The organism is Lysobacter sp. cf310 (assembly GCF_900114355.1).
Taxonomy (GTDB): Bacteria; Pseudomonadota; Gammaproteobacteria; order Xanthomonadales; family Xanthomonadaceae; genus Lysobacter.
The window spans coordinates 1424137-1451059 of the sequence record NZ_FOSS01000001.1 but is presented as its reverse complement, the minus strand read 5'-3'; the positions used below and the strand labels follow the sequence as shown (position 1 = coordinate 1451059).

Annotated in this window: 21 protein-coding genes; 7 read left to right on the top strand and 14 right to left on the bottom strand. The window is 69.6% G+C overall.

Annotation, left to right across the window (positions count from 1 at the left end; translation table 11 throughout):
• Positions 1 to 175: 175 nt before the first annotated feature.
• The 7 genes from BMZ45_RS06410 to BMZ45_RS06380 all read right to left on the bottom strand — a co-directional run bounded on the left by BMZ45_RS06410 (position 176) and on the right by BMZ45_RS06380 (position 9186).
• Positions 176 to 1258 (bottom strand): lytic polysaccharide monooxygenase, encoded by a 1083-nt coding sequence (locus BMZ45_RS06410; RefSeq protein WP_254776571.1) that lies wholly within the window; start codon positions 1256 to 1258, stop codon positions 176 to 178.
• A 410-nt stretch (positions 1259 to 1668) separates the two neighbouring features.
• Positions 1669 to 4203 (bottom strand): DNA topoisomerase I, encoded by a 2535-nt coding sequence (locus BMZ45_RS06405; protein WP_091633783.1) that lies wholly within the window; start codon positions 4201 to 4203, stop codon positions 1669 to 1671.
• 204 nt (positions 4204 to 4407) lie between these two features.
• Positions 4408 to 5340 (bottom strand): RDD family protein, encoded by a 933-nt coding sequence (locus BMZ45_RS06400; RefSeq protein ID WP_091633780.1) that lies wholly within the window; start codon positions 5338 to 5340, stop codon positions 4408 to 4410.
• 6 nt (positions 5341 to 5346) lie between these two features.
• The gene (locus BMZ45_RS06395) at positions 5347 to 6129 is read right to left on the bottom strand and encodes a pilin (protein WP_091633777.1); all 783 of its coding nucleotides are present in this window, start codon (positions 6127 to 6129) and stop codon (positions 5347 to 5349) included.
• A 97-nt stretch (positions 6130 to 6226) separates the two neighbouring features.
• Complete coding sequence (locus BMZ45_RS06390; RefSeq protein WP_056177988.1) at positions 6227 to 6715, bottom strand: DUF494 family protein; 489 nt, start codon at positions 6713 to 6715, stop codon at positions 6227 to 6229.
• Between the two features lie 77 nt (positions 6716 to 6792).
• The gene (gene dprA / locus BMZ45_RS06385) at positions 6793 to 7935 is read right to left on the bottom strand and encodes a DNA-processing protein DprA (RefSeq protein ID WP_091633774.1); all 1143 of its coding nucleotides are present in this window, start codon (positions 7933 to 7935) and stop codon (positions 6793 to 6795) included.
• Positions 7936 to 8022: 87 nt separating this feature from the next.
• Positions 8023 to 9186, bottom strand: a complete 1164-nt coding sequence (locus BMZ45_RS06380) for a LysM peptidoglycan-binding domain-containing protein (protein WP_091634167.1) — start codon at positions 9184 to 9186, stop codon at positions 8023 to 8025.
• Between the two features lie 161 nt (positions 9187 to 9347).
• Here BMZ45_RS06380 and def point away from each other — a divergent pair, with 161 nt between their 5' ends.
• From def to BMZ45_RS06360, 4 genes are all read left to right on the top strand, one after another.
• Positions 9348 to 9869 (top strand): peptide deformylase, encoded by a 522-nt coding sequence (def, locus tag BMZ45_RS06375; RefSeq protein WP_057163512.1) that lies wholly within the window; start codon positions 9348 to 9350, stop codon positions 9867 to 9869.
• A gap of 220 nt (positions 9870 to 10089) precedes the next feature.
• Positions 10090 to 11013, top strand: coding sequence for a methionyl-tRNA formyltransferase (gene fmt / locus BMZ45_RS06370; protein ID WP_091634164.1), 924 nt, complete (start codon positions 10090 to 10092; stop codon positions 11011 to 11013).
• Positions 11010 to 12311: a 16S rRNA (cytosine(967)-C(5))-methyltransferase RsmB gene (gene rsmB / locus BMZ45_RS06365; protein ID WP_091633771.1), complete on the top strand. Its 1302-nt coding sequence runs from the start codon at positions 11010 to 11012 to the stop codon at positions 12309 to 12311. The genes fmt and rsmB overlap by 4 nt, the downstream gene beginning before the upstream one ends.
• A gap of 1047 nt (positions 12312 to 13358) precedes the next feature.
• Positions 13359 to 15041, top strand: a complete 1683-nt coding sequence (locus tag BMZ45_RS06360; protein ID WP_091633769.1) for an ArnT family glycosyltransferase — start codon at positions 13359 to 13361, stop codon at positions 15039 to 15041.
• Positions 15042 to 15600: 559 nt separating this feature from the next.
• Here the strand turns inward: BMZ45_RS06360 and BMZ45_RS06355 are convergent.
• On the bottom strand, positions 15601 to 16452 hold the full coding sequence (locus tag BMZ45_RS06355; protein WP_091633766.1) for a glycosyltransferase family 2 protein: 852 nt from the start codon (positions 16450 to 16452) through the stop codon (positions 15601 to 15603).
• A complete protein-coding gene (locus tag BMZ45_RS06350) occupies positions 16449 to 17264 on the bottom strand; it encodes a glycosyltransferase family 2 protein (RefSeq protein WP_091633764.1) in 816 nt (271 codons plus the stop codon). Before BMZ45_RS06350 ends, BMZ45_RS06355 begins: the two co-directional genes overlap by 4 nt.
• A gap of 22 nt (positions 17265 to 17286) precedes the next feature.
• On the opposite strand from BMZ45_RS06350, the gene BMZ45_RS06345 reads away from it, so the two are divergent.
• Positions 17287 to 18342 carry a CDP-glycerol glycerophosphotransferase family protein gene (locus BMZ45_RS06345; protein WP_175488949.1) on the top strand — a complete coding sequence of 352 codons (1056 nt, stop codon included), beginning with the start codon at positions 17287 to 17289 and terminating at the stop codon, positions 18340 to 18342.
• A 422-nt stretch (positions 18343 to 18764) separates the two neighbouring features.
• Here the strand turns inward: BMZ45_RS06345 and BMZ45_RS06340 are convergent, their stop codons facing one another.
• The 4 genes from BMZ45_RS06340 to BMZ45_RS06325 form a co-directional block, all read right to left on the bottom strand.
• Positions 18765 to 20213, bottom strand: a complete 1449-nt coding sequence (locus BMZ45_RS06340; protein ID WP_254776570.1) for a PH domain-containing protein — start codon at positions 20211 to 20213, stop codon at positions 18765 to 18767.
• Between the two features lie 82 nt (positions 20214 to 20295).
• The gene (locus tag BMZ45_RS06335; RefSeq protein WP_091633754.1) at positions 20296 to 20826 is read right to left on the bottom strand and encodes a PH domain-containing protein; all 531 of its coding nucleotides are present in this window, start codon (positions 20824 to 20826) and stop codon (positions 20296 to 20298) included.
• Positions 20823 to 22244 (bottom strand): tetratricopeptide repeat protein, encoded by a 1422-nt coding sequence (locus BMZ45_RS06330; protein WP_139215411.1) that lies wholly within the window; start codon positions 22242 to 22244, stop codon positions 20823 to 20825. Before BMZ45_RS06330 ends, BMZ45_RS06335 begins: the two co-directional genes overlap by 4 nt.
• Before the next feature lie 96 nt (positions 22245 to 22340).
• A complete protein-coding gene (locus tag BMZ45_RS06325; protein WP_091633749.1) occupies positions 22341 to 23258 on the bottom strand; it encodes a lauroyl acyltransferase in 918 nt (305 codons plus the stop codon).
• A 111-nt stretch (positions 23259 to 23369) separates the two neighbouring features.
• On the opposite strand from BMZ45_RS06325, the gene dtd reads away from it, so the two are divergent.
• Positions 23370 to 23810, top strand: a complete 441-nt coding sequence (gene dtd / locus BMZ45_RS06320; RefSeq protein ID WP_091633747.1) for a D-aminoacyl-tRNA deacylase — start codon at positions 23370 to 23372, stop codon at positions 23808 to 23810.
• A gap of 72 nt (positions 23811 to 23882) precedes the next feature.
• Positions 23883 to 25736, top strand: coding sequence for an RNA polymerase sigma factor RpoD (gene rpoD, locus BMZ45_RS06315; RefSeq protein WP_091633744.1), 1854 nt, complete (start codon positions 23883 to 23885; stop codon positions 25734 to 25736).
• 764 nt (positions 25737 to 26500) lie between these two features.
• Here the strand turns inward: rpoD and BMZ45_RS06310 are convergent.
• Positions 26501 to 26872, bottom strand: coding sequence for a nuclear transport factor 2 family protein (locus BMZ45_RS06310; RefSeq protein ID WP_091633742.1), 372 nt, complete (start codon positions 26870 to 26872; stop codon positions 26501 to 26503).
• Positions 26873 to 26923: the final 51 nt, after the last annotated feature.

Genomic DNA, 26923 nt, shown 5'->3' with positions numbered 1-26923 from the left:
GAGCGGCGTGAGCCGCGACGCCGAAGCGACGAATCGCCGGACGCCGAGCCTCGGCCCGACACCGAAATCTGCGTGTGTCGCCGCCTGTCGCGGTCGCGGCTCGCGCCGCTCCTACCCCGAAGCCAGGCGACACCGGCAAGCGACGCAGGGGCGCAACCCCTGCGTCGCGCGTGCCTCAGTAGGCGATCCAGGCGTCGCGCCAAGCCCAGCCGGTGCCGGGGCGGTAGGCGTCGGCGTCGATGTTGCACCAGGCGCCCTCGGGGAAGGGCTTGCAGGCGTAGAGCTTGCCGTCGCTGGCCTTGACCACGGTCTGGCCGGGCACGTACTGACCGATGCCGGCCGGGTAGACGTAGTCGTAATCCGGCGTGGGGCCCGGCGGTTCCGGCGGCTGCGGCGGATCGGGCAGGCGCACGTCGATCTGATGCGTGCGTCCGCTGCCGTTGAGGTAGACGCGGTTGCCGGTGGCGGCGGGCACCGGCGTGATCGCGCCGTTCTGGAGCACGCCGATGCGCACCGTGCTGGCCTGCGCGTTCACGTTCTGCGCGACCCGCAGCGGCCAGGCCGCGGCGCTGGTCTGGCCGGCCATCAGCACGGTGTCGATGCGTTCGGCATCGCTGCCGTTGGCGTTGAACACGCGCACGCTGACCGTGGTGCCGATCGGGTGATCGTTCTGCGCGGTCAGCGGGCCGGCGTCGCGCCATTGCGGCGGCGGAGGCGGATTGCCGCCGCCGGCGAACTTCACGTCCATGCAGGTGTAGAAGGCCTCGGTCGAATCCGAGCGCTGCCAGGTGTTGTAGATCACGTGGCGGCCCGTGCGCTGCGGGATCGTGCATTGCAGACGGTAGATGCCGCCGACCACGGGCGTGTTGCCGATGCTGCAGAAGTGTTCGAGATCGTTCCAGCGCAGCGGCGTGTTCGGATCCCAGCCTTCGCGGGTGATGTAGAACGCCCATTCGCGCGTGGCGTGCGGCGCGGTGCCGCGGAACTGGAACTCGTAGCTGCCGGCTGCGATGTCGGTGGCCTGCCAATCGTCGCGCGCCAGGTCCAGGCCGCGGAAAGTGGCGTTGTTGCCGCTGCACAGCTTGCCGTCGGGCACCACCGCGCGGTGATTGTCGTTGGCGTTGGCCTGGTTGATGCTCATCCAGTCGTAGAACGCCTGGGTGCCGCCGACCTGGGTCGCGGCGCGACAGGCCGGATCGGTGGGGTTCTCGATGTTGCCCTGCGCGCAGTAGTACACGCGGCTGTAGGGATGGATCATGGTGCCGTGCGCTTGCGCCGCGCCGTGCGGCCACAAGGCGGCCAGAGCGAGCGCGGCGGCACAGCCGGCCTGCGCCCGCGAGTTGAGGATGGTCATGTCGACTCCCGACAAGAGTGGAAGGGTGGGTGGTGCCCCCTCGGTCAGGAAATGCTGCGTCGTGCGCGTCGCGGGACATGGCCGCGATCTGTCGTAGCCGTCGATAGTAGGACGCGCGGACGCGCGAATCTGTGGCGCAGTTCGCTATGCGGTCACGTCCGCCCGCATCGAAACGCCTCGATGCGACTGCGCGCGGCATCGCGCGTGCGTCCGCGCGCCATACCGCCGCGCATGTTGCGCGCATGCGTCGCGCGCATACGAAAAACCCCGGACAGGCCGGGGTTTTCGTTTCGTCGGCAGCGATGCGCGCGCGATCAGGAGGCTTTCTTGACCAGCTTCTTGGCGGTGCTGATCGGCTTCTTGGGCGGCGCCACGGTCTCGACCGCTTTCACCGGCGCCGTCTTGGCCGCGGTCTTCTTGGTCGCTTTCTTCGCAGTCTTCTTGGCGGCCTTCTTGACCGCCTTCTTCGCCGCCGGCTTCTTTTCCGTGGTCTTCTTGGCCGCCGCCTTCTTGGCCGGCGCGTCCTTCTTGGCCGCGGTCTTCTTGCCGAAACGGCCGCGCATCGGCTTGCCGGTCTCTTCCATCAGCTTGACCACTTCCTCCAGCGTCAGCGACGCCGGCTCGCGGTCCTTGGGAATGCGGCCGTTGAGCTTGCCGTCGCTGATGTAGGGGCCGAAGCGGCCGTTGAGGACCTGGATCTCGCTGCCTTCGAATTCCTTGATGATGCGATTGCGCGCGATCTCTTCCTTCTCTTCGATCAGGAACACCGCGCGCGCCAGGTCGATCGTGTACGGATCGTCCTCCTTCTTCAGCGAGGCATAGGTGCTGCCGCGCTTGGCGAAGGGGCCGAAGCGGCCGATGCCGACGCTGACTTCCTCGTCCTTGTCCTGGCCTAGCTTGCGCGGCAGCTTGAACAGCTCCAGCGCGTCGTCCAGGCCGATGGTGTGCATGCTCTGGCCCGGGCGCAGCGAGGCGAAGGTCGGCTTGTCCTCGTCCTCGGCGGTGCCGATCTGCGCGTACGGCCCGTAACGGCCCAGGCGCACGCTGACCGGCTTGCCGCTCTTGGGATCGGTGCCGAGCTCGCGCGCGCCGGTGGCCTCGCTGCGATCGACCGATTCCTTCTTCTCCTCGACCAGCTTCTTGAACGGTTCCCAGAACCGCTCCATCAGCGGCACCCATTCCTCTTCGCCGCGCGATACCGCGTCGAGCTCGTCCTCGAGCTTGGCGGTGAAGTCGTAGTCGACGTACTGGGTGAAGTGGCCGGACAGGAACTTGGACACAGCGCGGCCGACGTCGCTAGGGCGGAAGCTGCGGCTTTCCAATTCCACGTACTTGCGGAACAGCAGGGTCTGGATGATCGAGGCGTAGGTCGAGGGACGGCCGATGCCGTACTCCTCCAGCGCCTTGACCAGGGCCGCTTCGGTGTAGCGCGCGGGCGGCTGGGTGAAGTGCTGATCGGTGTGGATGCGGTCCAGCGGCACGCGGTCGCCGGTCTTCATCGACGGCAGCTTGCGGCCTTCGTCCTCGTCCTCGGCGCCCTTGCTGTCCTTGCCTTCCTCGTACACGGCCAGGAAGCCCGGATCGATCACGGTGGTGCCGCTGGCGCGGAAGCTGTGCTCGCTGCCCGCGGCCAGGTCGACCGAGACGGTGTTGAGCGTGGCCGGCACCATCTGCGAGGCGACGGTGCGCTTCCAGATCAGTTCGTACAGGCGGCGTGCGTCGTCGTCGAGGAAGCGCGACACCTGCGAGGGCGTGCGCAGCGCCGAGGTCGGACGCACCGCTTCGTGCGCTTCCTGGGCGTTCTTGGACTTGGTCTTGTAGACGTTGGGCTGGTCGGGCAGGGCGCGGGTGCCGTAGTCGCGCGCGATCACGTCGCGCAGCTCGACCAGGGCATCGGCCGACAGCGCGACCGAGTCGGTACGCATATAGCTGATCAGGCCGACCGTGCCTTCGTCGCCGATCGCCACGCCCTCGTACAGCTTCTGCGCGACCTGCATGGTGCGCTTGGTGGTGAAGCCGAGCTTGCGCGCGGCCTCCTGTTGCAGGGTCGAGGTGGTGAACGGCGGCGCCGGGCGGCGCTTGCGCTCCTTGCTGGCCACGTCGGTGACGTGCAGGGCGCCGTTGGCGGCCGCGACGATGCGCTTGCGCGCGTCCTCGGCGGTGTCGCCCTGGGTGATGGTGAACTGCTCGAACTTCTTGCCGTCCAGCTTGGCCAGCTTGGCGGTGAAGGTCTGGCTGGGGTGCGCGCACTCGGCCTCGATGGTCCAGTACTCGCGCGCGACGAAGGCTTCGATCTCCTCCTCGCGCTCGACGATCATGCGCAGCGCCGGCGACTGCACGCGGCCGGCGGACAGGCCGCGCTGGACCTTGCGCCACAGCACCGGCGAGAGATTGAAGCCGACCAGGTAGTCCAGGGCGCGGCGCGCCTGCTGGGCGTCGACCAGATCCCCGGCGATCGCGCGCGGGTGGTTCATGGCCTCCTTGATCGCGCGCGGGGTGATCTCGGTGAACACCACGCGCTGCAGGGGCTTGCCTTCGAGCAGGCCGCGCTCGCGCAGGATCTCGCCGATGTGCCAGCTGATCGCTTCGCCTTCGCGGTCCGGGTCGGTCGCCAGAAACAGGTTGTCGGCGCTCTTGGCGGCCTTGGCGATCGCATCGACGTGTTTTTCGTTCTTCTCGATGACCGCGTAGTCCATCGCGAAGTGATTGTCCGGATCGACCGCGCCTTCCTTGGGCACCAGATCGCGGACGTGGCCGTAGGAGGCCAGGACGGTGAAGTCCTTGCCGAGGTACTTATTGATCGTCTTGGCCTTGGCGGGCGACTCGACGATGAGGAGGTTCTTGGCCATTGGAGCTCCGCAGGGGCCATTGCCGGCGCACTGCAACTGACTAACGCAAAGAAGGCTACGCCCGCGGCAATGAAGCCGCGGGCGTTCAGGGTTTCCTTTTTTATTGGGACCATGCGGCGGCCCCGGCTGTCAAGCGCGGGGCGTTGCGAGTGCGACCGGGAGCCGCTTAGGACCGGGCTCCCATTCAGCTTCGTCCGTTCAGGTTCAGCGGCTGGCCAGGCCGACCGCGGCCAGCATGAACAGCAGGAACACCACGTACAGGGCGATCAGGACGCCGAAGATCACCAGGATCACCGTCGCGACCGTGCCCAGCTCGTGGCGCTGGCGCTCCGGGTGGGCGGTGTAGGCCCACTGGTCCACCACCAGGGTGCTGGCCATCATGTCGTGCAGGCCGCGCTTGCGGTCGGTGAAGGCCACCATCAACACGCCGATGCCCAGGGTCAGGCTGCTCACCAGGTAGGCGAAGAAGCGGCCGATGCCGCGCGCCAGGCTGATCCGGCCGCCGTTGTCGTCGACCACCTTGATGCCGATCGCCATCTTGCCCAGGGTGGCCTGCTTGGCCGAGGAATGGAACATGCCGAAGTACAGCGCCTGCATCGCCAGCGGCAGCAGGTAGACCAGGACCAGCAGGGCGATCGCGCCGCCGCTTTCGAACATGGTCTCCGGGTTGCCGCTGAGGCCGGCGCCGATGCCGAAGAACACCATCATCAGGATCATCTGCAGGATGCCGCCGACGATGCCGACCACGAAGCCGTCGATCATGCTGGCCGCCACGCGCTTCCAGAACCCGGCGTAGACCACTTCGCCGCCCAGCACGACCTCGGCGGTCTCGGCCAGCGCCGCGCGCGGCGGGGCGTAGGGCGAGGCCGGTTCGGCGATCGCGTAGGGGTTGGCGTCGGCGTCGGGTGCGGCATCGGCCGAGGCGGTCGCGAACGTCGCCGCGGCCGGCGCGGGACGGCCGGCGCCGGGGATGACTTCGCCGATCATCTCGCGCCAGGGGCGCCAGGTTTCCATGCCTTCGCGCCACACCAGGGTCTCGGGCGAGAGCTGGCCGTGGCTGTGCAGCTGCTCCAGATCTTCGGCGCGCACCGGGCCGTGACGGTTGCGGTCGCTGTCGCTGTAGTACCAATCGGTCATGTCGGTTCAGCCGTTGCTGATGGAGGTGCCCGGGCGGCAGGTGCCCGGTCGGTAGATCGCGGGCAGATCGCCGCCGCTGCAGTCCCAGTCCACGCGGTCGCCCTCGGGGATGGCTTCGAACCAGATGGTCTTGCCGTCCACCTTGGGGCCGATGCCGCGCAGCTCGAGCTCGAGCGCGCAGTGGCCGTTGTGCATGGTGCCGATCTTGATCTGCGCGGTGGTCGCGCTGGCGTAGTCGGTGGCTGCGCCGAAACCGTCGTCGCCGTTGTTGGGGCAGCGGCCGTTGGCGGCCAGGTGCTCGGCCACCGCCAGCTTGACCGCGTTGGCTTCGTTGAAGCTCTGCGCGGTCTTGGCGCGCAGGGTGTAGTCCTGATACGCGGGCAACGCGATCGCGGCCAGGATGCCGACCACCGGCAGCGCCAGCACTGCCAGCACGATGAAGGCGATCAGGCAGCCGGACATGCCGCGCTTGGGCGGCGCGGTGTAGCGCACGTCGGTGCGCACGCTGCCCGCGCCCGCAGCCGCGGCGGGGCCGGCGTAGGCGGTGCTGGCGTTCATGCCGATCGGGCCGCCCGGCGGCAGCGGCGGCGGCTTGGCGGTGTCCTGCTGGATGCCGTCCAGGCCCAGTTCCTCGGACAGCCGATCCAGCGGCTGCCATTCGCGCAGGCCTTCGCGCCATACGAGGGTGTCGCGCTGGATGCGGCGTTCGCGATAGCGCGCCTGCAGGTCTTCCGCGCTCAAAGGTCCGACACGGCCTTGCGCCGCATCGTGGTAATACCAATCCGCCATCTTCGCTCCCCCTGGAGTCGTCCTTGATAGGGCGTCGCCACGGGGTCGACGCCGGCGCGGCGCCTCCCCAGGCGCCGCGCGCTTGATTCGTGCGCCCTTAATGTACCGGTTCGGGCTCGTCCTCGAACATCTGCGTTTCCATCCAGGCGTAGGCCGCTTCCGACCCGGGCTGGTTGAACAGCACCATCAGCACGACCCATTTGAGGTCGTCCAGATCGAGCTCGTCCTGATCCAGCGCCATCGCGCGGTCCAGCACCAGTTCGCGCTGATCGGCGTCGAGGATGCCGTGCTGTTCCAGGAACATCAGGAAGCCGCGGCATTCGACATCCAGCTTGTCCAGCTCGGGGCCGAAGTAGATGCGGGTGGGGCCGTTCGCGCGCGGCGCGCTGACGCCCGGCCGCTGTTGCGCCAGCGCATCGAGCCACTCGAAGGCTTTGTTGATTTCGGCGGGACTGAAACCGGCCTGGCCCAATTCGTCGAACAGGGGGCCGCTGCGGAGCGAATCGCGGTCGCGGACCAGGTCCGCATCGTCGGTGAAGTAATGCTCGAACAGGTACAGCAGGACGTCCAGGATGCTCTCTTTCATTTCCCTCGGCCTGCGCCGCATGCGGCGCGGTGGGTCCGGAGTGGCTACGACCGCTAGGCCCCTCGGCAGGGAGTGGCTCAGCGGTTGCGGAAGTAACGGCCGTGTTGCGCCGCTACGCGACCCTCAAGCTCCATGAGCAGCAGCATGGAGGACAGTACGGCAGGCGTCAATCCGGTCCGCTCGACCAGGCGATCCATACCGGTGGGGTCGTGGCCGAGCGCGTTCCACAAGGACTGGTAGTCGCGATCCTCGAGGCGCTCATCCTGAACGGGCCTCGTGACGAACGTGTGGCCGCACTGTATGGGGGCGTTCAGGCGCAGCCGCAAGTCGGCGGCCAGCTCCTGGGCCAGCGGCGCCAAGGCCTCGCTCAGCTCCGCCGCGCTTTCGACCAGGGCGGCGCCGTCGCGGATCAGGCGGTGGCAGCCGCGCGCGAGCGGGTTGTGGATCGAACCGGGCAGGGCGAACACCTCGCGCCCGGCCTCGGCGGCCAGGCGCGCGGTGATCAAGGCGCCGGAGCGTTCGGCCGCCTCGACCACCAGGGTGCCCAGGCTGAGGCCGGCGATGATGCGGTTGCGCGAGGGGAAGTGCGAAGGCCGGCCCTGGGTGCCCGGCAAGTGCTCGCTGACCACCGCTCCGGCCTCGGCGATGCGCGCGTGCAGGGCCGCATTGGCGCGCGGATAGGCCAGGTCCGGCCCGGTGCCGAGCACGGCCACGGTCAGGCCGCCTGCGTCCAGCGCGGCCTGGTGCGCGGCGGTGTCGATGCCGGCCGCGAGCCCGCTGGTCACGCCCAGGCCCGCGCCGGCCAGGGCGCGGGCGAAATCCGCGGCGTTGTCGCGTCCGCCCGGCGTGGGCGCGCGGCTGCCGACCACGGCCACCGCCGGGTGCCACAGCCGGACCGGATCGCCGGCCACGAACAGGGCCAGCGGCGGATTCGGCGCGCGCCGCAGCAGCGCCGGGTAGTCCGGGTGGCCCCAACCGAGCAGGTGGCGGCCGGGTGACGCCAGCCAGGCCTGGGTGCGCGCCAGCGCCATCGCGTCAGGTGCGCGCAGGGCCGCGATCTGGGCCGGGTCCAACCCCGCCTCGCGCCAGGCCGCGGCACCGGCCGCGAGCGCCGCAGCGGGGCCGGCATGGCGTTCCAGCAGGGTCCGCCGCGGCGCGCAGGCGCCGTCGGCGGCGACCAGGGCGATCAAGGCGTGGCGGTCGGCGGCGGTCTCGGACATGCGTACAGCCTGGCCCGGAAACGACGACGGCGCCCTCAGGCGCCGTCGCATCGTGCGGTAGGAAAACCCCGTATCCGGGGCGCCGGATCAGTACGGCGCGTCCGGATGCTTGAGTTCGTAGCCGACCCGGGTCGGGCGCACGCCTTCCATCACCAGGCCGTAGCTGACCTTGTCGAAGGTGCGGAAGATCATCACGTGACCGGCGTATTCGTCCGGCACGCGGACCTTGTTGGCGCGGCCGACGGTGTCCTCGGAGCGCTCCGCGCCGACCTTGACCCGGTCGACCACGTTGCGGCCGACGCGCCAGGTCGACAGCACGGTGCCGTTGTCGATGCCGTCCAGGCGGCCCACCGACAGGGCGACCACGTCGCGCGCGCCGCCGCTGGTGAGCTGGTCGGCCACCGCCAGGACGCGGGCGTGTCCGTACTGGAACTCCTGCTTCGGCGGGTGCGGGAAGAACTGCAGGTCGTAGGGCTGGGCTTCGACCGGGATCAGGCGGTCGCCGACCCGGACTTCGCGGCCGGCATCGTCGATCACCAGCGTGCTGGCGCCGACGCCGCCGACTTCGCCGCGGCTCACGGTGCCCGTGGTCAGCTGCATCAGCTCGTAACCGAGCAGATCGCCGCGGCCCTGGGGCAGGGTGGAATCGGTCCACAGGGCCTGGAACCCGGGCGGGTTGCGGCCGTTGAAGTCCAGATCGTGGCTGCGCAGGGTGGTGGTGCGGCCGGTGACGTCGCAGCACTTTTCCTTGGTCAGGCGGGTGTAGCGCTGGGTCGCGCGGACCACGGCGTAGCGCTGGCCGGCCTGAGCGCCTTCCAGCCCCTTGATGTAGGCGACCTGGCCCTGGGAGCCGCGCAGGCGGTCCTCTTCCAGGCTGACCACATAGGGCAGCTGCTCGAAGCTGTCGACCACGCGCAGGTTCTTCAGGAACGGCTCGACCTGATCCAGCGGGATGCCCGTGACCGGGGCTTCCTGGCGCGGGCCGGGCTGCACGCCCAGGCGGTCCAGGTAAGCCAGCGAGATCACGTCGCCCGGGTAGATCAGGTGCGGATTCTTGATCTGCGGGTTGGCCTGCCAGATTTCCGGCCACAGCCACGGACGCTTAAGGAAGCGGCCGGCGATGTCCCACAGGGTGTCGCCCCGCTTGACCACGTAGGTGTCGGGGTGACCGCCCTGCATCTCCGCCGCGAGGGCGTAGGTGGCGATCGTCAGCAACGCGGCGGTTGCAACCGCGCGGAATGGTTTAAACATGGCGGCCATCTACCTGATTCCCCTTGCAGGTTTGCCCTTTGCGGGCCTCGGAACTATAGCCCAGAAGAACCCCGTGCTTGCAAGCTTTCGAGGCCCAAAACGGGGTTACAATCCCCTTCTTGCTTGTGTATGTGACCAACGCCCCCATTTTTTTCGACGCTATGTCTCTGTTGCCGATCCTTGAATTTCCCGACCCGCGGCTGCGCACCAAAGCCGTGCCCGTCGACCCCGCCCGTGTCACCGAGCCGGCGTTCCAGACGCTGCTCGACGACATGTTCGAGACCATGTACGAGGCCCCGGGCATCGGTCTGGCGGCCAGCCAGGTCGACGTGCACCAGCGCTTCATGGTGATAGACGTGTCCGAGGAGCACGACCGGCCGTTGGTCTTCATCAACCCCGAAATCGTGGCCAAGGCCGGCGAGCAGGTGTACCAGGAAGGCTGCCTGTCGGTGCCCGGCATCTTCGCCGACGTGACCCGCGCCAACGAGATCACGGTGCGCGCGATCGGCCGCGACGGCCAGCCCTTCGAGCTGCAGATCGACGGCCTGCTCGCGGTCTGCATCCAGCACGAGATGGACCACCTCGACGGCAAGCTGTTCGTCGACTACCTCTCGCCGCTGAAGCGCGAGATGGTGCGCAAGAAGCTGGCCAAGCAGCGCAAGCTCGCCGGCGACGCGGCCTGAGGCCGCACGCGCGGCGATCGTGTCGCGCGCCGCGCCGATAGCCTGCTTACGGCGCTTCCGCACAGGTTTCAGGCCGCCCGCCGCAGGGGCGGCCTGTCGCGATTCCCGCACACGCCCTGCGCGCGGCGCCCACCGCGCCCGCCGCAAGCGGCATGCTAGTCCCCGGACCTCCGTCGCACGGACGCGTCCGCTATCCCGCTTCCGGAGTTTGCGCATGTCCTTGAGGATCGTCTTCGCCGGCACGCCCGAGTTCGCCGTGCCCTGCCTGCGCGCCGCCGCGCAGCACAACGAAGTCGTGGCCGTGTACACCCAACCCGATCGCCCGGCCGGGCGCGGGCGCGAACTCACGCCCTCGCCGGTCAAGCGCGAGGCGGTGCTGCGCGGCATCCCGGTGCTGCAGCCGGAGAACTTCAAGGCCGCGCTCTCGCGCAAGGCGCTGCGCGCGCTCGAGCCCGACCTGATGATCGTGGTCGCCTACGGCCTGATCCTGCCGCAGTCGGTGCTCGACATTCCGGTCCACGGCTGCTGGAACGTGCACGCCTCGCTGCTGCCGCGCTGGCGCGGCGCCGCGCCGATCCAGCGCGCGATCGAGGCCGGCGACCGCGAGACCGGCGTGTGCCTGATGCAGATGGAAAAGGGCCTGGATTCCGGCCCGGTGCTGTTGGCGCAGACCACCGAGATCGGCGAGCAGGAAACCGGCGGCCAGCTGCACGACCGCCTGGCCGAACTCGGCGCGCAGGTGATCCGCGACGGTCTGGGCCTGTTGCGCGCGGATCTGTATCCGCGCCCCTGGGTGCAGCCCGAGGAGGGCGTGACCTACGCCCACAAGCTCGACAAGGCCGAGGCGCGCCTGGACTGGAGCCAGTCCGCGACCGCGTTGGCGGCCAAGGTGCGCGCCTTCAATCCCTGGCCCATGGCCGAGGCCGTGTTGGCCGGCGAGCGGGTGCGCCTGCACGGCGCGGTCGCGTTGGATCTGGCCCACGGCGCCGACCCGGGCGCGGTGCTGCAGGCCGGCCGCGACGGCATCGACGTCGCCTGCGGCCAGGGCGCGCTGCGCATCCGCGTGCTGCAACGCGACGGCGGCAAGGCCATCACCGCGGCCGACTACCTCAACGGCCGCCGCGACCTGGCGGTCGGCGCGTGAACGCCGCCAGCGGCGCCGAAAGCCGCGCGGTCGCCGCGCGCGTGCTCGATGCGGTGCTGCACCGCGGCCGCTCGCTCAAGCCCGAACTCGCCAACGCGCTGCCGGCGCTGAAGGACCCGCGCGATCGCGCCCTGGTCGAGGCGATCTGCTTCGCCGTGCTGCGCCGTCCGGCGCGCTACGAGGCCGCGCTCAAGGCCTGGATGCCGCGCCCGCTGGGCAAGCGCGACAGCGATCTGCGCGCGCTGCTGTTCGTCGGCTTCGCCCAGCTCGATCTGGCCCTGCCCGCGCACGCCGCGGTCGCGGCTACGGTCGACGCCGCACGCGCGATCGGTCGCAGCCATCAGGCCGGCCTGGTCAACGCGCTGCTGCGGCGCGCGCAACGCGACGGTCTGCCCACGGTGGAGGCGCATGCGCATTGGCCGGCCTGGCTGCGCGCGCGCCTGCGTCGCGACTGGCCGCAGGACGAGGCCGCGATTCTCGACGCCAGCACCAGCGCGCCGCCGCTGTGGCTGCGCGTGAACCGCCAGCAGGGCGGGCGCGACGATTATCGCGCGCGTCTGAGCGAAGCCGGCCTGATCGCCCGCGTCGACGAGGCCTTGGCCGATGCGCTGCGTCTGGACGAGGCGGTCGCGATCGCGTCGCTGCCGGGTTTCGCCGACGGTGCGGTCTCGGTGCAGGACGGCGCCGCGCAACGGGTCGCCGACGCGCTCGCGCCGCCCGCCGGCGCACGCGTGCTCGACGCCTGCGCCGCGCCTGGCGGCAAGGCCGCGCATCTGCTCGAGCGCGATCCCACGCTGCGCCTCACCGCGCTGGACGTGGACGCGGCGCGTTTGAACACGGTGCGCAGCGGTCTGGCGCGTCTGCGTTTGGGCACGGACGCGCGTCTGGTCGCGGCCGACGCGTCGGAGCTGTCGGCCTGGTGGGACGGGACGCCGTTCGATGCGGTGCTGTTGGACGCGCCGTGTTCGGCCACCGGGATCGTGCGGCGCCAGCCCGATGTGCTGATGCACCGGCGCGAAACCGACATCGCGGCGGTGACGGCGGTGCAGGCGCGTTTGCTCGATGCGCTGTGGCGGACGGTCGCGCCGGGCGGGGTGTTGTTGTACGCGACCTGTTCGATCCTCAAGCAGGAGAACGAGGATCAGGTGCGCGCTTTCCTGGCGCGGACCGACGATGCGCAGGTCGAGGCCTTGGATGCGGGCTACGGGCGCGATTGCGAAGTCGGTCGGCAACGGCTGCCTGGGGAGTTGGGCTACGACGGTTTCTTCTATTCGCGGTTGAGGAAGGCTGCGCGGTAGCGACGGGTGTCGCTGTCCGCTACCGCTGTCTCGAAGTTGTAGCCATCCGGCGCGGTTATTCTTGCCTGGGCGTGGGTCCCGTTCCGTAGGCTGCAGCGCCATAGGCAAACGGCGTCGCATATCGCCATCTCCCCTCACGGGCGCTTTCTGTAGGAGCGGCGCAAGCCGCGACCGCGAATCCCGGCCGCGTTGCTCGTTCCGGATTGGACCGGGCTTCTGTGGGAGCGACGTAAGCCGCGACCGCGAACTCCGGCGCGTTGCTCGTTCCGGGCGGCACCGGCCTTCTGTGGGAGCGGCGTAAGCCGCGATGGCGAACTCCGGCTGCGGCGCCGGCTGGGGTTTTGTTGAGATCTGCTGGCATCGGACTTCCGCTTTGGATCAAGCGCTTGCGCCTGCTGCGCATGTGCGTCACTTGCTTTTGCTTCTGCTCCCTCCTTTGAAAAAAGGTGAAGCCGTGCGGCTTACGGACCGCAGGTTCGTGCACGGATGAACACTAGCAAGCTCTTGCTCCTAGCTCCCTCCTTTGAAAAAGGAGGGTTGGGGAGGATTTGCTGTTGCTTTGCTGTTGCCTCTTCTGGACGAAGGTCAAAGGCTTCCGCCTGCTGCGCATGCGGGTCACTTTCTCTTGCTAGCCCAAGAGAAAGTAACCAAAGAGAAGGGCTAGCGTGACCAACCCTCCCTTGCGAGTTCGGTGCGCGCGCCGGGATTTTTCGATAGGACATCCCTGTCCTATCGAAAAACGGCGCGCGTCCTGCGCGCCGCCCTTCGGGTCTACGGTTGGTCGGGTGAGTGCGGTGCCTTTGGACTTCAATGCCGGGGCAACGGCAACGGCAACGGCAACGGCAACGGCAGGTGCAGGTGCAGAGGCACGGCCACGGGAGTGCAGGAGCAGCGGTCGGGTGCTGGTCGCGATCGCGGGGCTGGGTTCTTGGGGCGCTTTGGCAATAGGGGAGACAGCGCGCGGGTTCCGCGCCCGCCCGGCGAGTCCGCCGGGCTCTGAACGTTTCTCCGACATTCGCGCGCGGCTTCGCGGCTATCATCCCGCGCATGCCGAATTCGACCCGTTCCCGCGACGCCTGGTTGTTCTGGATCATCGCCTTGCTGGTGCTGGGCGCCGGCCTCGGGCTGCGCGATCCCTGGCCGGCCGATGAGCCGCGGTTCACCCTGGTGGCCAAGCAGATGGTCGAGAGCGGGGACTGGCTGTTCCCGCATCGCGGCGTCGAGTTGTACTCGGACAAGCCGCCCTTGTTCATGTGGTTGCAGGCCGCGGCCTACACCGTGTTCCGCGATTGGCGGGTGGCTTTCCTGCTGCCCTCGCTGCTGGCCGCGCTGGGCACGCTGTGGTGCGTGGTCGATCTCGGCCGGCGCCTGTGGACGCGCAAGGTCGGGCTGTATGCGGGCTGGGCGCTGCTGTTCGCGTTCCAGTTCACCTGGCAGTCCAAGAAGGCCCAGATCGATCCGCTGGTGGTGTTCTGGATCACCTTGGCCAATTACGGCCTGCTGCGGCACGTGTTGTCCTGGCGCAAGGACGGCGGCGGCGACTGGCGGATGTGGACCCTGGCCTGGGCCGCCGCCGGGCTGGGCACGATCAGCAAGGGCGTGGGCGCGATCGCGCTGCTGATGCTGGTGCCGGCCGGCATCGCCTCGCTGCGCTGTTGGCGCGTGCGCGTGCAGGCAGGCAACTGGCGGTTCTGGTTGGGCCCGCTGGCGTTCGTAGCCGCGGCCTGCGTGTGGCTGGTGCCGATGGTGATCGCCGCGACCAGCAACGGTTCGCCCGAATACCGCGCCTACATGGACGACATCCTGCTGCGCCAGACCGCCAAGCGTTACGGCGCGTCCTGGGACCACGGCCAGCCGCCGTGGTACTTCCTGGAAGTCGTGCTGACCATGTGGCTGCCGACCATGCTGGCGCTGCCCTGGGCGCTGCCGGCCTGGTGGCGCCGCCTGCGGCGGCGCGATCCGCGTTACCTGCTGCCGCTGGCCTGGTGGCTGTTGGTGCTGGTGTTCTTCACCCTGCCCAATGGCAAGCGCGACATGTACATCCTGCCGGCGCTGCCGATGGTGTGCCTGGCGCTGGCGCCGCTGCTGCCGGGCATCGTGCGCAAGCTGTGGCCGCGCCGCATCGCCGCGGGGTTCAGCTGGCTGTTCGCGTTGGGTCTGTTGGGCCTGGGCGCGGCGATGTGGTTCGGCAACCCCGGTTTCGAACGCAAGCTGGTCGCCGAGCGCGGCATTGCCGAGGGCGCGCATGCGATGGCGGCCAGCCTGATGGCGGTCGGCGTGTGGGGCCTGGCCAGCTTGTTGTGGTTCGGTCCCAAGCGTCCGCTGGCGGCGATGGTGTCGCTGCTGACCGGCCTGTGGGTCGGTTTCGGCCTGCTGATGGCGCCGCTGCTCAACGACTCCTCGTCCGCGCGCGGCCTGATGACCGAGGTCGGCCAGAAGATCGGGCCGCAGGCCGAGTTGGCGCTGGTCGCCTGGCGCGAACAGAACCTGCTGATGGCCGACCGTCCGGCCACCACCTTCGGCTTCAAGCTCGACTTCAAGAAGCAGATGCGCCGCGGCCTGGCCTGGCAGGCGCAGCGTCCGGACACGCGCTGGCTGCTGGTGCAGGACGTGGCCTTGGATGCCTGCGTGGACGAAACCAAGACCACCCACATGGGCAACGCCAACCGCCGCGGCTGGACCTTGGTGCCGGGCGCAGCCATCCACGCCTGCGTCATCCAACGCGAATGAGAGGCGGGGCCCTGTGCCCGCACGCAACCACCTGCCCCTGTGGGAGCGGCGTAAGCCGCGATGCGCTGCGGCAACGACGCTAGCCCCGAATCCGTTTCGCGAAACGGTTCCGGTACGGTCTCGCTCTCGGGGAAATGCGCCGCCTCCGGCGGCATCGCGGCTTACGCCGCTCCCACAGAGAGCTGGCTGCATCGTCGCGCCGATCCTCGCCTGCGCTATGGATCGCGAATGAGTGGCGCGGGTTTCCGCCCTCCCACAACCGCTCCTGACCCTGTGGGAGCGGCGTAAGCCGCGATGCGCTGCGGCAGCGACGCAGGCTCCGAGCCCGGCTCATGAAATGGCGCCCAGCGAAGGCACGCTCTTTGGATCGATGCGCCGCCTTCGGCGGCATCGCGGCTTACGCCGCTCCCACAGGAAGCGGGCCGTATCCCGCAGAGAGCGGGCCGTAGGATGCGGTGAGCCGCAGGCGAACCGCATCGCCGCGTCAAACCGAATGCTGGCGTAGGTGCGGCTATGGCCGCGCGCCGCCGCCTGAATCGGCGGGCGCAACGCGGCCGCGCTACCTGCTGCGCAAATCCGCCAACGGCGCCGCCGCGAACTCCGCCAAATGCCGATCCAGCCCCTCCAGCGCGCGCACCCGCCCGCTGGCCTTGGCCTCGGCGAGCAAGGCGTCGTTGGGGCTGTCGCCGTCGTCGTGGCGTTCGCGGTGGTACAGATGCGTGGCCAGGCCGGCGAAGCGCAGCGAGCGCCGCTCCAGGCCGGCGTGAAACGCGCGCACGGCCAGGTCCTTGTCCTCGCGGCCCCAGCCTTCGTAGCGCTCGTCGAAGCCGTTGAGCGCGACCAGGTCCTCGCGCCACCAGCCCTGGTTGCAGGTCTTGATCGCGGCGGTGCTCTGGCCGCGCGTGCTGCGCAGCGACAGCGCCGCCAGCGGCGGGATGCGCAGCGTATGGCGGCGCCGGGTCAGGCCGCGGTCGAAGAAACCCAATGCTCGGGTCTCGCCCGACAGCAGGCGGTCGCGGCCGACCTCGTCGGTGAGCACGCGCTGGCCCTGCACGAAGCTGCCCGGCTGCGCGGCGCGCAGATGATCGGCGACGAATTGCGGGTGCGCGACCATGTCGCCGTCCAGCAACAGCAAGTAATCGCCGGAGCTGGCCGCGATCGCGCGGTTGCGCGCCAGGGCGACGCGGAACCCGCGGTCTTCCTGCCAGCTGTGGCGCAGCGGCACCGGGTAGTCGCGCGCGGTCGCGGCGATCAGCGCGCGGGTTTCATCGCGCGAGCCGTCGTCGGCCACCACCACCTCGTAGGGCAGGTGGCGCTGGCGCGCGAGCGCGCCCAAGGCCAGCCCCAGCGCTTCGGGCCAGTTGTAGGTGGTGATGACCACGCTCGCGCGCGGGGCGGTGGCTGCGTTCATGGCTCGGAAGTGGTGACGGGCTGACCGTTCTGCAACATCCACAGCATGATGGTTTTCTGGCGCACGTAGTTGGCGCGCACGTAGGCATAGACCAGGCCGTGCCAACCGTCCAGGAAGCCCAGGCGCAGCACGTAGCCGCGCCAGAAGCGCCAGGCCGGCGCCAGCACCAGCTTGGCCAGGGTGGCGCGCTTGCCGCGCGCGTAGTCGTGCTCGGCCATCATGCGCGCGTAGCGCTGGGTCTTGCTCAGCTGCTGTTCCAGCGAGCGGTAGGGGTAGTGGATCAGGTCGCCGGGCAGGGTCAGCACGCCGCCGTCGACGCTGGCGGCCTCGTGCACCTCGCGCTGGCCGCGCCAGCCGCCGCGGCGGCGGTCGAACAGGCGCAGCACACGGTCGGGGTAGGCGTTGCCGTGGCGCAGGAACTTGCCGAAATACGCCGACAGCCGCGCGAAGCGGTAGCCGGCCGCGGCGGCGAAGCCGGTGGCCTGCTCGGCCTGGATCGCCGCGCGCAGGGCCTCGTCGACGCGCTCGTCGGCGTCCAGGCACAGCACCCAGTCGTGCGCGGCCTGCTCGATCGCGAACTGCTTCTGGCTGCGGAACCCGTCGAACGGCCGCTGCAGCACGCGCGCGCCGGCCGCGCGTGCGATCTCGACGGTGGCGTCGGTGGAATAGGAGTCCACCACCACCACCTCGTCGCAGAAGGCCAGCGAGGCCAGGCAGTCGCCGATGCGATCGGCCTCGTTGAACGCGATGATGCAGGCCGAAAGCTGGCAAGATGCCTGCGCCGCGTGCGCTTGCGCGCCCGCGGCGGCCACGTTCGATTCAGTCCGGGATGCGTTGATGGCGGATTACCTGTTGTTCGCGAGCGAGCGTTATGCGCTGCCCATCCTGCAACCGCTGGCCGATGCGCTGCAAGCGCAAGGGCATGCGGTGCACGCCTGGTTCGTCGACGGCGCGGCCGGCGCCAGCCTGGCCGCACCGGTGCGCAACGTCGGCCTGCACGAGGCGGTGGCGCTGAAACCGCGCGCCGTGTTCAGCGCCGCTAACTGGGTGCCGCCCTTCGTCAGCGGGGCCAAGGTCCAGCTGTTCCACGGCTTCAACGTCGAAAAACGCGAGGACGCGCGCGGCCATTTCCGCGTGCGCGGCCTGTTCGACCTGTACTGCACCCAGGGCCCGGCGACCACCGCGCCGTTCCGTACCCTGGCCGCCGAGGCCGGCCATTTCGCCGTGGTCGAAACCGGCTGGCCCAAGCTCGACCCGCTGTTCCGCGACGACGACGGCAGCGCCGCGCGCCTGCGCCGGCGCGCCGGCCGGCGCCCGGTGGTGCTGTTCGCCTCCACCTTCACCGAGCGCCTGAGCGCGGCCCCGCACCTGTACGACGCGATCGCCCAGGAAGTCCGGCGCGGCGACCGTTACTGGCTGCTGACCCTGCACCCCAAGTGCCCGCCGGCCTTGTTCGAGCGCTACCGCAAGCTGGCCGGCCCGAACGCCGATTTCGTCGAGACCGAACAGTTGATCGCGGCCCAGCGCGCCGCCGATGTGCTGGTGGCCGATACCACCTCGGTGGTCTCGGAGTTCGTGGTTCAGCGCAAGCCGGTGGTGACCTTCCGCAACCGCGCGCCGAAAGCGCACATGATCGATTTCCACGAACCGGCCGAGTTGCCGGCGATGCTGGAGCACGCGTTCACGCCGACGCCGGAGCTGCAGGCCTCGTTGGACGCCTACGCCGACGCGATCCATCCCTACCGCGACGGGCGTTCGTCCGAGCGCGTGATCGCGGCCACCGAGGACCTGCTCGCGGGCCGTCTCGGCCGCCTGAGCGCCAAGCCGTTCTCGGCGCGCCTGCGCGCGCTGCAGATCCGCCGCGAGCTGGGGTATTGGGGCCGCGGCTGAGCCGGGCGCAGGGTTGTCGCCGCATCCCAAGGCTGCTGTCTTCAGCGACAGCGACCCGCCGCTGGCGCTCGTAGGATGCGGTGAGCCGAAGGCGAACCGCATCGTGGCGCGGATCCATAGGTCCGCGATGGTGCGGTTATCACCGCACCCTACGGCCGGCGCGGCTTCTGCGTCCGGACAGGCCGCCGCGAATCCCGCCTTCGTAGGCTGCGGCGAGCCTCAGGCGAATCGGGTCGTCGCGCGGATCCGCAAGTCCGCGATGGTGCGGTTATCACCGCACCCTACGGCCGGCGCGGCCTCTGCGTCGGACAGGCCGCCGCGAATCCCGCCCTCGTAGGATGCGGTGAGCCGAAGGCGAACCGCATCGTCGCGCCGGCTCGCCGCTCCGCGATGGTGCGCCTATCGCCGCGCCCTGCGTCCGCCTACCAATGCAGCCTGCGCACCGCCAAGGTCGCCGACAGCTCGCGGTACAGCGCCTCGGCCTCGGCCACCGGCAGGAACCGGATCCGCAGCGGCGGCGCCAGGGCGCCGGCGCCGGCGGTGTCCAGCCACAGCGTAGCGGTGCCGCAGCGGCGGTCGATCGGGCTGCGCACCAGCTGCAGCGCCTGCAGCTTGTCGATCTCGGCGAAGCGCCAATAGCGTTTCCACCAACCCTCGCGCACCGCCACCACTTCGTCGCCCAGCGCATAGCCCATGCGGCGCGCGCGCTGGCGCGCCTTGAACACCGCCCACGGCAGCCACAGCAGCGTCAGCAGGCCCCAGGCGCCGAAGCGCACGCACAGCAGGCCGGTGATCGCCGCCAGCCAGGGCATGCCGGGCAGGAACAGCCGCCACCAGCTCGACAGCGGCAGTGCGCGCCAATCCAGGCGCGACCAGCCGGCCTTCGGCAGCAGGTGCTCGATCAGCGATTCGCAGACCGCCGGCGGCGCGACCGGCGCCAGTTCGCGCAGGGCGCGTTCCTGTTCCTGCTCGTTGCCGACCGCGGTTTCGATTTCCAGCGTGCGCCGGCGCAACAGCCGATGCATCGGGCCTTCGCGCAGCGTCCAGGCCTGGATCCGTCGCCGCGACGCGCTGGTGCGCCAGCGCGCCAGCAGGCCGCGTTCGACGGTCAGGCGGCGCCCGTGCTCGCTCAGGCTGAAACCGTAGTACTGCAGCAGCGCCAGCAGCATCGACAGCAGCCGCACCAGGCCGAAGAACAGCCCCACCAGCACCAGCGCCGCCAGCAGGTACTGCGGCGCGCCGAAGTGGTGTTCGCTGGTCCAGCCGAACAGGGACAGTACCGCCTGCCGGATCTGGCTGCCCATGCCTTCCGGCAGCAGGTCGCGGCTGTAGGGCATGAAGCCGGCGATGCCGGCGCCGACCACCAGCATGCCGCGGTTGTTGATCAGGCCCAGGCGCAGCACCTCGCCCAGCGACATCGTCAGCAGCGGCGGCGCGCTGCTGTCGTCGGCGGCCAGGGCGGCGGCCGCGGCCGCGCCGCGTCGGCGCACCAGCGCTTCCAGGGCCAGCGCGTCGGACAGCTTGAGCACGCGCATCTCGGCTTCGGGCTTGTTGCCGCCGGCCGATTCCAGGCGCACCTCGGCCACCCCGAACACCCGGTGCAGCGCCGACTGCCGCAGCGCGACGTTATGGATGCGCGCGAACGGAATCACCCGCAGGCTGCGTTCGAACAGGCCGCTGCGCACCACCAGGCTGTCGCCGGTGGCGCCGTAGCGATAAGTGAAGTACTGCCACAGCGACAGCACCACCAGCACGCCGACCGCGAGCAGCGACCACAGCTCGTTGCGGTCGCCGCGCCCGAACACCAGCAGCAGGATCAACGGGAAGATGAACTGGCGCAGCTGCGCCAGCAGCACGAACAGCCACGACATCGGATGCAGGCGGCGTTCGGCGCTCGCGGCCTCGGCCGCGGTCGGTGGCGCCCGCCCGCCCGCGGGCTCGCCCGCGATCGGATCAGGCGTCGTCATCGAGATCGATCTGCCGGCCCAGGCGGTCGCGCAGGCGCTGCGCGTCGTCGGCGTCCAGGTGGGGCACGTTGACCGAGCTGTGGCGGGTGCCGGCGGTGTGCACCACCAGCGTCGCCAGCTTGCGCCGGCGCTGCCAGGGGCCGTGCTTGATGTCCAGGTGCTGCACGCGGGTGATCGGCACCCGCGTCTCGCGCTGCCACAGGCGCCCGCGGCGCACCGCCAGGCCGTGCTCGTCCAGGCGCCAGTAGCAATGATTGAACTGCTTGGTGCCGATCCAGATCCCGGTGGCGATGCCGAGCAGGGCGCCGGTGGCGCCGGCGGCGATGCCCGCGGCCATGCCCAGGCCCAGCGTGCCCGACACCACCCCGGCCACGCCGAACAGCACGCCCAGCGAGATCGAGGTATCCAGCAGGAACAGCGGCCGCGCGCGCGCCGGCAGCGCCTGCCATTCGACCGTGCTCGGGGGCGCGTCGTCGCGCGTCGCCGCCTCGGCGGCCTCGGGCGGGGTCGGGTTCATTCGATCGGCAGTTCCAAGGCGTTGTAATCCTGGACCCAGTCGCGGCGCGCGCTGTAGGCCTTGAGGCGCGCACGCGCGCGCTGCAGCGTGTTCGGTGCGTCGGCGAACTTGGCGATCGCGCGATTCTGGAAATCCACCGCTTCGTCGAACTTGCCGTTGGCCGCGTAGACGGCGGCCAGGGTGTCGAGTTCGGCGCCGGACAGGGTGTCGGCGTCGGCGATCATGCGTTGGGCCAGCGTCAGCGCGCGCGCCGGATCGCGTTGCTGCGGGATCGGGCACACCGCCAGGTTCCAGACCCGGTCGTTGCGCGCCTTCTGGCTGCCCGCGTCTTCGGCGCGCGCGATCCATTCGTCGGCCTGGCGACAGTCGCGCTTCAGGCCCGCCGCGCCGTTGAAGTACAGCGTCGACAGCATGCTCATCGCATTGGCCTGCCCGCTTTCGGCCGCGCGCCGCACGTGCGGCAGGGCCTGGGTCAGGCGTTCGGCGGAAGGCGGCTTGCCCTTGCCATCGCTGGTGTCCAGCAGGGCGCCGACGACCAGCAGCGAGGCGGTGGCGTTGCCGCCGTTGCTGGAGGTTTCCAGCAGCTTCATGCCGCGCGCCTTGTCCTGCACCACCCAATCCGAAGGTTGGCCGGTGTAAAGCATCGCGCCCAGTCCCAGTTGCGCCAGCGAATCGCCGTCTTCGGCCTTGCGCTCCAGCGCCGCCACCCGGGTCTTGTAGACCGCCAGGTACTTGGGCCAGCGGTCGTTGAGGCCGGCGCGCAGGGCGGCGTCGTCCTGCAAGGGTTGTTCCAGGCTCGCGAGCGGCGGCGTGTCGGTGTCGTCGCCGAGCAGGCGGGCCAGGAGGGACTGGGCCATGTCGGCTTCGCTCATGCCGGCCTGCTGCGCGTACAGCCCGATCTGGATCGACTCGTCGTTGACCAGCGATTCGGTCACCACCTTCCAGGCGCCGTCGGCGCGCACGAATTCGGGGCCGAATTGGAAATTGGTGCCGGTCGGCGGACCGAGCTCGCCAAGCGCGCGGTCGCTGCCGATCAGGGTCACGTGGCTCAGGCTGGGCAGCGCCTCGCCTTCGTCCGGCGGGGCCACGCCGCACCAGCCGCGGCTCAGGCACAGCCGGGCCAGGCCGACGCCGTCGAGCTGGGCCAATTGGGCGTCGTTATGGCTGGCGCGCAGCGCGTACACGATCACGCGGTCGCTGACCGGGATGCGGCGCATCTGGTCGGCCGATGCCGCGCGCGCGGCGTCGCGCAGGAACAGGTAGTACTCCAGGCTGGACGGCGCCAGCAGCGCGGCGCTGGCGGGATCGTCGCGGCTGCTCAGCTGCGCGTAGCGATCCCAGGCCTGGCTCACCGCGTTCATGTCGGCCAACTCGTCGGCCGCGAACGCCGGTGCGGCGAACAGTGCGAAACACAACATCCAACAGCGCATCCATCATCCCCTTGAGTATTGCGTTCGATCGCCGCGGATCGGCCCGCGCGCGCATGCGCGCGGCGGGCGCGGCGTCGGCATCGCTCACCGATTCCAGTACGGGTTTTCCTCGCCCGAACCCGGCGGTCGCAGCGTATAGCGTTTGTAGGTCCACTGGTATTGAGCCGGATCGCGGCGCGCGATGCGTTCGACCGCGGCGTTTAGCGCGGTCGTCGCGATCGTCAGATCGTCGTCGCCGATGTCCGCGGGCGCGGGTTCGATGTGCAGCGCGAAGCCGGGCGTGCCGTCGTGGCTGTCGATGCGTTCGCAATAGGCGAACAGCACCGTCGCGCCGGTGCGGCCGGCGAGGCGGCCCAGCAGGGTCATGGTCAGCGCCGGCACGCCGAAGAACGGCGCGAACTCGCCGTCGCCGGCCTTGGGCTGCTGGTCGGGCAGGATGCCGGTCACCCCGCCCGCGTTGAGCAGCTTCCACAACTGGCGCACCGCCGGGCCCTCGGCGCGGATCTGGGTGACCCGGTCGGGGGCGTCGGCGCGCACCAGGTTGAGGAAGGCCTCGCCGATCTTGGACTCCGGCGGCCGGTACAGGATCGCCAGCGGCGTGCGCGAGGCCAGCCACTGGTTCAGCAGCTCCCAGTTGCCGTAATGCGGTGCGGCCACGATCACCCCGCGTCCGGCCGCGATCGCCGCATCGAACAGCTCGGTGCCGTGGGTCTCGCGCAGCAGGGCCAGGTTCTCCTGGTGCGGCCGGGTCCACAGGCGCAGGGTCTCCAGGATCTGGCGCCCGGTGGTGCGCAGGATCGCGCGGTGCCATTGCTCGCGCTCGGCCGGCAGCAGCTCGGGGTAGGCCAGCTCCAGATTGACCCGGGTCACCCGGCTTTCGCGGCCGTCGCGCCAGCGCCAGGCGGCCGCGACCAGGTCGCCCAGGGCGAGCAGCCAGGACCAGGGCAGGCGCGCGAGCGCGGAGGCGAGCAGATAGAGCAGGCGGGCGACGAAACGGGTCATCGCGTCAGTCTAGCCGGCGCGGCCGCCCGGCCCGGTGCGCAGGCTGGCCGGATGCGCCGGGCCGGGCGACACTGTGCGGCCCGTCGCCGAACCGCAGGACCCGCCGCCGCCGTGCTCAGCCTGATCCAGCGCGTGACCCAAGCCGCCGTGACCGTGGACGGCGAGACCGTCGGGGCGATCGGCCCCGGCCTGCTGGCCCTGGTCGGGGTCGAACCCGGCGACGGCGAGGCACAGGTTTTACGCATGGCCGAGCGCCTGCTGGGCTACCGGGTGTTCGCCGACGAGGCCGGGCGCATGAACCGCGGCCTGGGCGACACCGGCGGCGGCCTGCTGCTGGTCAGCCAGTTCACCCTGGCCGCCGACACCCGCAGCGGCATGCGCCCGGGCTTCAGCACCGCGGCCGCCCCGGAGCTGGCTGAACCGATATTCAACCGGCTGGTCCAGGCCTGCCGGGCCGCCCACGCCGGGGGGGTGGAAACCGGGCGCTTCGGTGCCCATATGGTGATCAGCCTGGTCAACGATGGCCCGGTCACCTTCCTCCTCCGGTCCTAGATCGGGCCCCAGCCGGCCCGGCCTGCTATACTGGAACGTTCCCTAGACCTACAAGCGCGGGTGGCGCAGCCCATGGCCAACGAACGACAGCCCCCTCCGTCCGATATCAAGCTCCTGATCAGCAAGGGTTTGGAGCAGGGCTATCTGACCTATGCCGAGGTCAACGATCACCTGCCGGACGACCTGGTCGACGCCGAGCAGATCGAAGACATCATCGGCATGATCAACGGCATGGGCATCGAGGTGCACGAAGTTGCGCCCGACGCCGAAACCTTGCTGCTTGCCGACGGCAACACCGGTAACCGCGAAGTCGACGACACCGCGGCCGAAGAAGCCGCGGCCGCGCTGACCGCGCTCGACGGCGAAGGCGGCCGCACCACCGACCCCGTGCGCATGTACATGCGCGAGATGGGCACGGTCGAGCTGCTGACCCGCGAAGGCGAAATCGCGATCGCCAAGCGCATCGAGGAGGGCCTCAACCAGGTCCAGGCCTCGCTCGCTTCGTTCCCGGCGACGATCCAGCTGATCCTGGAAGACTACGAACTGCACAAGGCCGGCAAGAAGCGCCTGGCCGAGATCGTGGTCGGCTTCAACGACCACCTCGACGAAGAGCCCGAGCCGCCGGCACCGGTGGTGGTGGCCGAGGTCGAAGTCGGCGACGACGAAGAAGTCGAAGCCGCCGCCGACGAGGAAGCCGAAGAGACCGTCAGCGGTCCGGATCCGGTCGAAGTCGCCAGCCGCATGGAGTCGATGGCGGACAACTACGGCAAGTTCCAGAAGGCGTACGCCAAGAACGGCCCCAGCCACAAGACCGTGCTCAAGGCGCGCGAGGACATGGCGGCGGTGTTCGTCACCCTCAAGCTGCCGCTGGCGCTGACCGATTCGCTGGTCCGCAACCTGCGCGACGTGGTCGGCAAGATCAAGGACCACGAGCGCAAGATCCTCGACCTGTCCACGCGCGTCGCCAAGATGCCGCGTAAGGATTTCATCCGCGCCTGGGAAGGCAACCAGACCAATCTGGAGTGGGTGGACGAGCTGCTCAAGCGCAAGCAGAAGTGGTCGTCGGGTCTGCGCGACGTCAAGGACCAGGTCATCGCCGAGCAGGAAGCCACGATCGCGATCGAGCAGGCCTCGTTCCTGACCCTGGCCGACATCAAGGAAATCAGCCGTGCGATGGCCTATGGCGAAGCCAAGGCGCGCAAGGCCAAGAAGGAGATGGTCGAGGCCAACCTGCGCCTGGTGATCTCCATCGCCAAGAAGTACACCAACCGCGGCCTGCAGTTCCTCGACCTGATCCAGGAAGGCAACATCGGCCTGATGAAGGCCGTGGACAAGTTCGAGTTCCGTCGCGGCTTCAAGTTCTCGACCTACGCCACGTGGTGGATCCGTCAGGCCATCACCCGTTCGATCGCCGATCAGGCCCGCACCATCCGTATCCCGGTGCACATGATCGAAACGATCAACAAGCTCAACCGCATCTCGCGCCAGATGCTGCAGCAGTACGGCCGCGAGGCCACGCCGGAAGAGCTGGCGAAAGAAATGGACATGCCCGAGGACAAGATCCGCAAGGTCATGAAGATCGCCAAGGAGCCCATCTCGATGGAGACTCCGATCGGCGACGACGAGGACTCGCACCTGGGCGACTTCATCGAGGACACCAACGTGGAGTCCCCGGTCGAAGCCACCACCAACATCAACCTCTCCGAGACGGTCCGCGACGTGCTCGCCGGCCTGACCCCGAGGGAGGCCAAGGTGCTGCGCATGCGCTTCGGCATCGACATGAACACCGACCACACCCTCGAGGAAGTCGGCAAGCAGTTCGATGTCACCCGCGAGCGCATCCGTCAGATCGAAGCCAAGGCGCTGCGCAAGCTGCGTCACCCGAGCCGCTCGGAACAGCTGCGCAGCTTCCTCGATATCGACTGAAGCCTGCCGCTGTCGCAATACGAAAAAGCCCCGCCGATGCGGGGCTTTTTCTTTGGGCCGCGACGAGACCCCGGCCGCGCGATCGCGGCTTACGCCGCTCCTACCCCAAAGCGGCGCCCCGCTGCTCCCTGTAGGAGCGGCGCAAGCCGCGACCGCGCAAACGAAGCGACGTCGAAAGCTCACTCAGCCGACGCGGCACCAATTCGCTGCGCCATGCAGCCATCGGCAGCGCAGCCACTGGGCAAAGGAAATTCGTCCCGCATCGGGTCGCGGCTCACGCCGCTCCTACCCCAAAGCGGCGCCCCGCTGCTCCCAGTAGGAGCGGCGCAAGCCGCGACCGCGCAAACGAAGCGACGTCGAAAGCTCACTCAGCCGACGCGGCACCAATTCGCTGCGCCATGCAGCCATCGGCAGCGCAGCCACTGGGCAAAGGAAATTCGTCCCGCATCGGGTCGCGGCTCACGCCGCTCCTACCCCAAAGCGGCGCTCCGTCGCTCCCTGTAGGAGCGGCGCAAGCCGCGACCGCGCAAACGAAGCGACGTCGAAAGCTCGCTCAGCCGACGCGGCTCCAATCCGCTGCGCCCATGCGTCCATGCGCCCATGCCGCCATCGGCAGCGTAGCCGCTGGGCATATCAGATTCGTCCCGCATCGGGTCGCGGCTCACGCCGCTCCTACCCCAAAGCGGCGCCCCGCTGCTCCCTGTAGGAGCGGCGCAAGCCGCGACCGCGCAAACGAAGCGACGCCGAAAGCTCGCGACGCCGACTCAACCCACGTCGTAGAAGAACTGCTCGTGCACGATCTTGCCGTCGCGCACGCGGTAGACGCAGATCTCCGACATGTCGATGCGGCCCATGCCCTTCATGGTCACGTCCAGGTGCATCGACACGCTGAACCAGTTGCCCGCGACCACCGGGTCGCTGCAGCTGCTGCCGTGCATGGCCTCGATGCTCTCGTTGAACTTGCGGCCCTTCTCGCGGATCGCTTCCATCCCATGCGCATTGCCCAGCGCTTCCGGCGGCAGGCCCTCGGGTTCGATGCTTACGGCATCGTCGGCATACAGCTCGACCTGGGCCTGGTCGTACTCGCCCTTGCGGCACAGCTCGACCAGGCGTTGCGCGATCTGTTCGGTATTCATGAGGGAACTCCTTGGGTGGGAGCCAAAGCGTACGCCCGCTCTGCTGACAGC

Excerpts from the sequence above, each read along its gene's own strand:
- def (WP_057163512.1), top strand. The coding sequence starts at position 9,348 with ATGTCTCTGTTGCCGATCCTTGAATTTCCCGACCCGCGGCTGCGCACC.
- BMZ45_RS06310 (WP_091633742.1), bottom strand. The coding sequence starts at position 26,872 with ATGAATACCGAACAGATCGCGCAACGCCTGGTCGAGCTGTGCCGCAAG.
- BMZ45_RS06325 (WP_091633749.1), bottom strand. The coding sequence starts at position 23,258 with ATGACCCGTTTCGTCGCCCGCCTGCTCTATCTGCTCGCCTCCGCGCTC.
- BMZ45_RS06410 (WP_254776571.1), bottom strand. The coding sequence starts at position 1,258 with ATGATCCATCCCTACAGCCGCGTGTACTACTGCGCGCAGGGCAACATC.
- BMZ45_RS06395 (WP_091633777.1), bottom strand. The coding sequence starts at position 6,129 with ATGGCGGATTGGTATTACCACGATGCGGCGCAAGGCCGTGTCGGACCT.
- BMZ45_RS06355 (WP_091633766.1), bottom strand. The coding sequence starts at position 16,452 with ATGAACGCAGCCACCGCCCCGCGCGCGAGCGTGGTCATCACCACCTAC.
- BMZ45_RS06390 (WP_056177988.1), bottom strand. The coding sequence starts at position 6,715 with ATGAAAGAGAGCATCCTGGACGTCCTGCTGTACCTGTTCGAGCATTAC.
- BMZ45_RS06340 (WP_254776570.1), bottom strand. The coding sequence starts at position 20,213 with ATGTCGTGGCTGTTCGTGCTGCTGGCGCAGCTGCGCCAGTTCATCTTC.
- dprA (WP_091633774.1), bottom strand. The coding sequence starts at position 7,935 with ATGTCCGAGACCGCCGCCGACCGCCACGCCTTGATCGCCCTGGTCGCC.
- rpoD (WP_091633744.1), top strand. The coding sequence starts at position 23,883 with ATGGCCAACGAACGACAGCCCCCTCCGTCCGATATCAAGCTCCTGATC.
- BMZ45_RS06405 (WP_091633783.1), bottom strand. The coding sequence starts at position 4,203 with ATGGCCAAGAACCTCCTCATCGTCGAGTCGCCCGCCAAGGCCAAGACG.
- BMZ45_RS06400 (WP_091633780.1), bottom strand. The coding sequence starts at position 5,340 with ATGACCGATTGGTACTACAGCGACAGCGACCGCAACCGTCACGGCCCG.
- BMZ45_RS06380 (WP_091634167.1), bottom strand. The coding sequence starts at position 9,186 with ATGTTTAAACCATTCCGCGCGGTTGCAACCGCCGCGTTGCTGACGATC.
- BMZ45_RS06330 (WP_139215411.1), bottom strand. The coding sequence starts at position 22,244 with ATGTTGTGTTTCGCACTGTTCGCCGCACCGGCGTTCGCGGCCGACGAG.
- BMZ45_RS06335 (WP_091633754.1), bottom strand. The coding sequence starts at position 20,826 with ATGAACCCGACCCCGCCCGAGGCCGCCGAGGCGGCGACGCGCGACGAC.
- BMZ45_RS06360 (WP_091633769.1), top strand. The coding sequence starts at position 13,359 with ATGCCGAATTCGACCCGTTCCCGCGACGCCTGGTTGTTCTGGATCATC.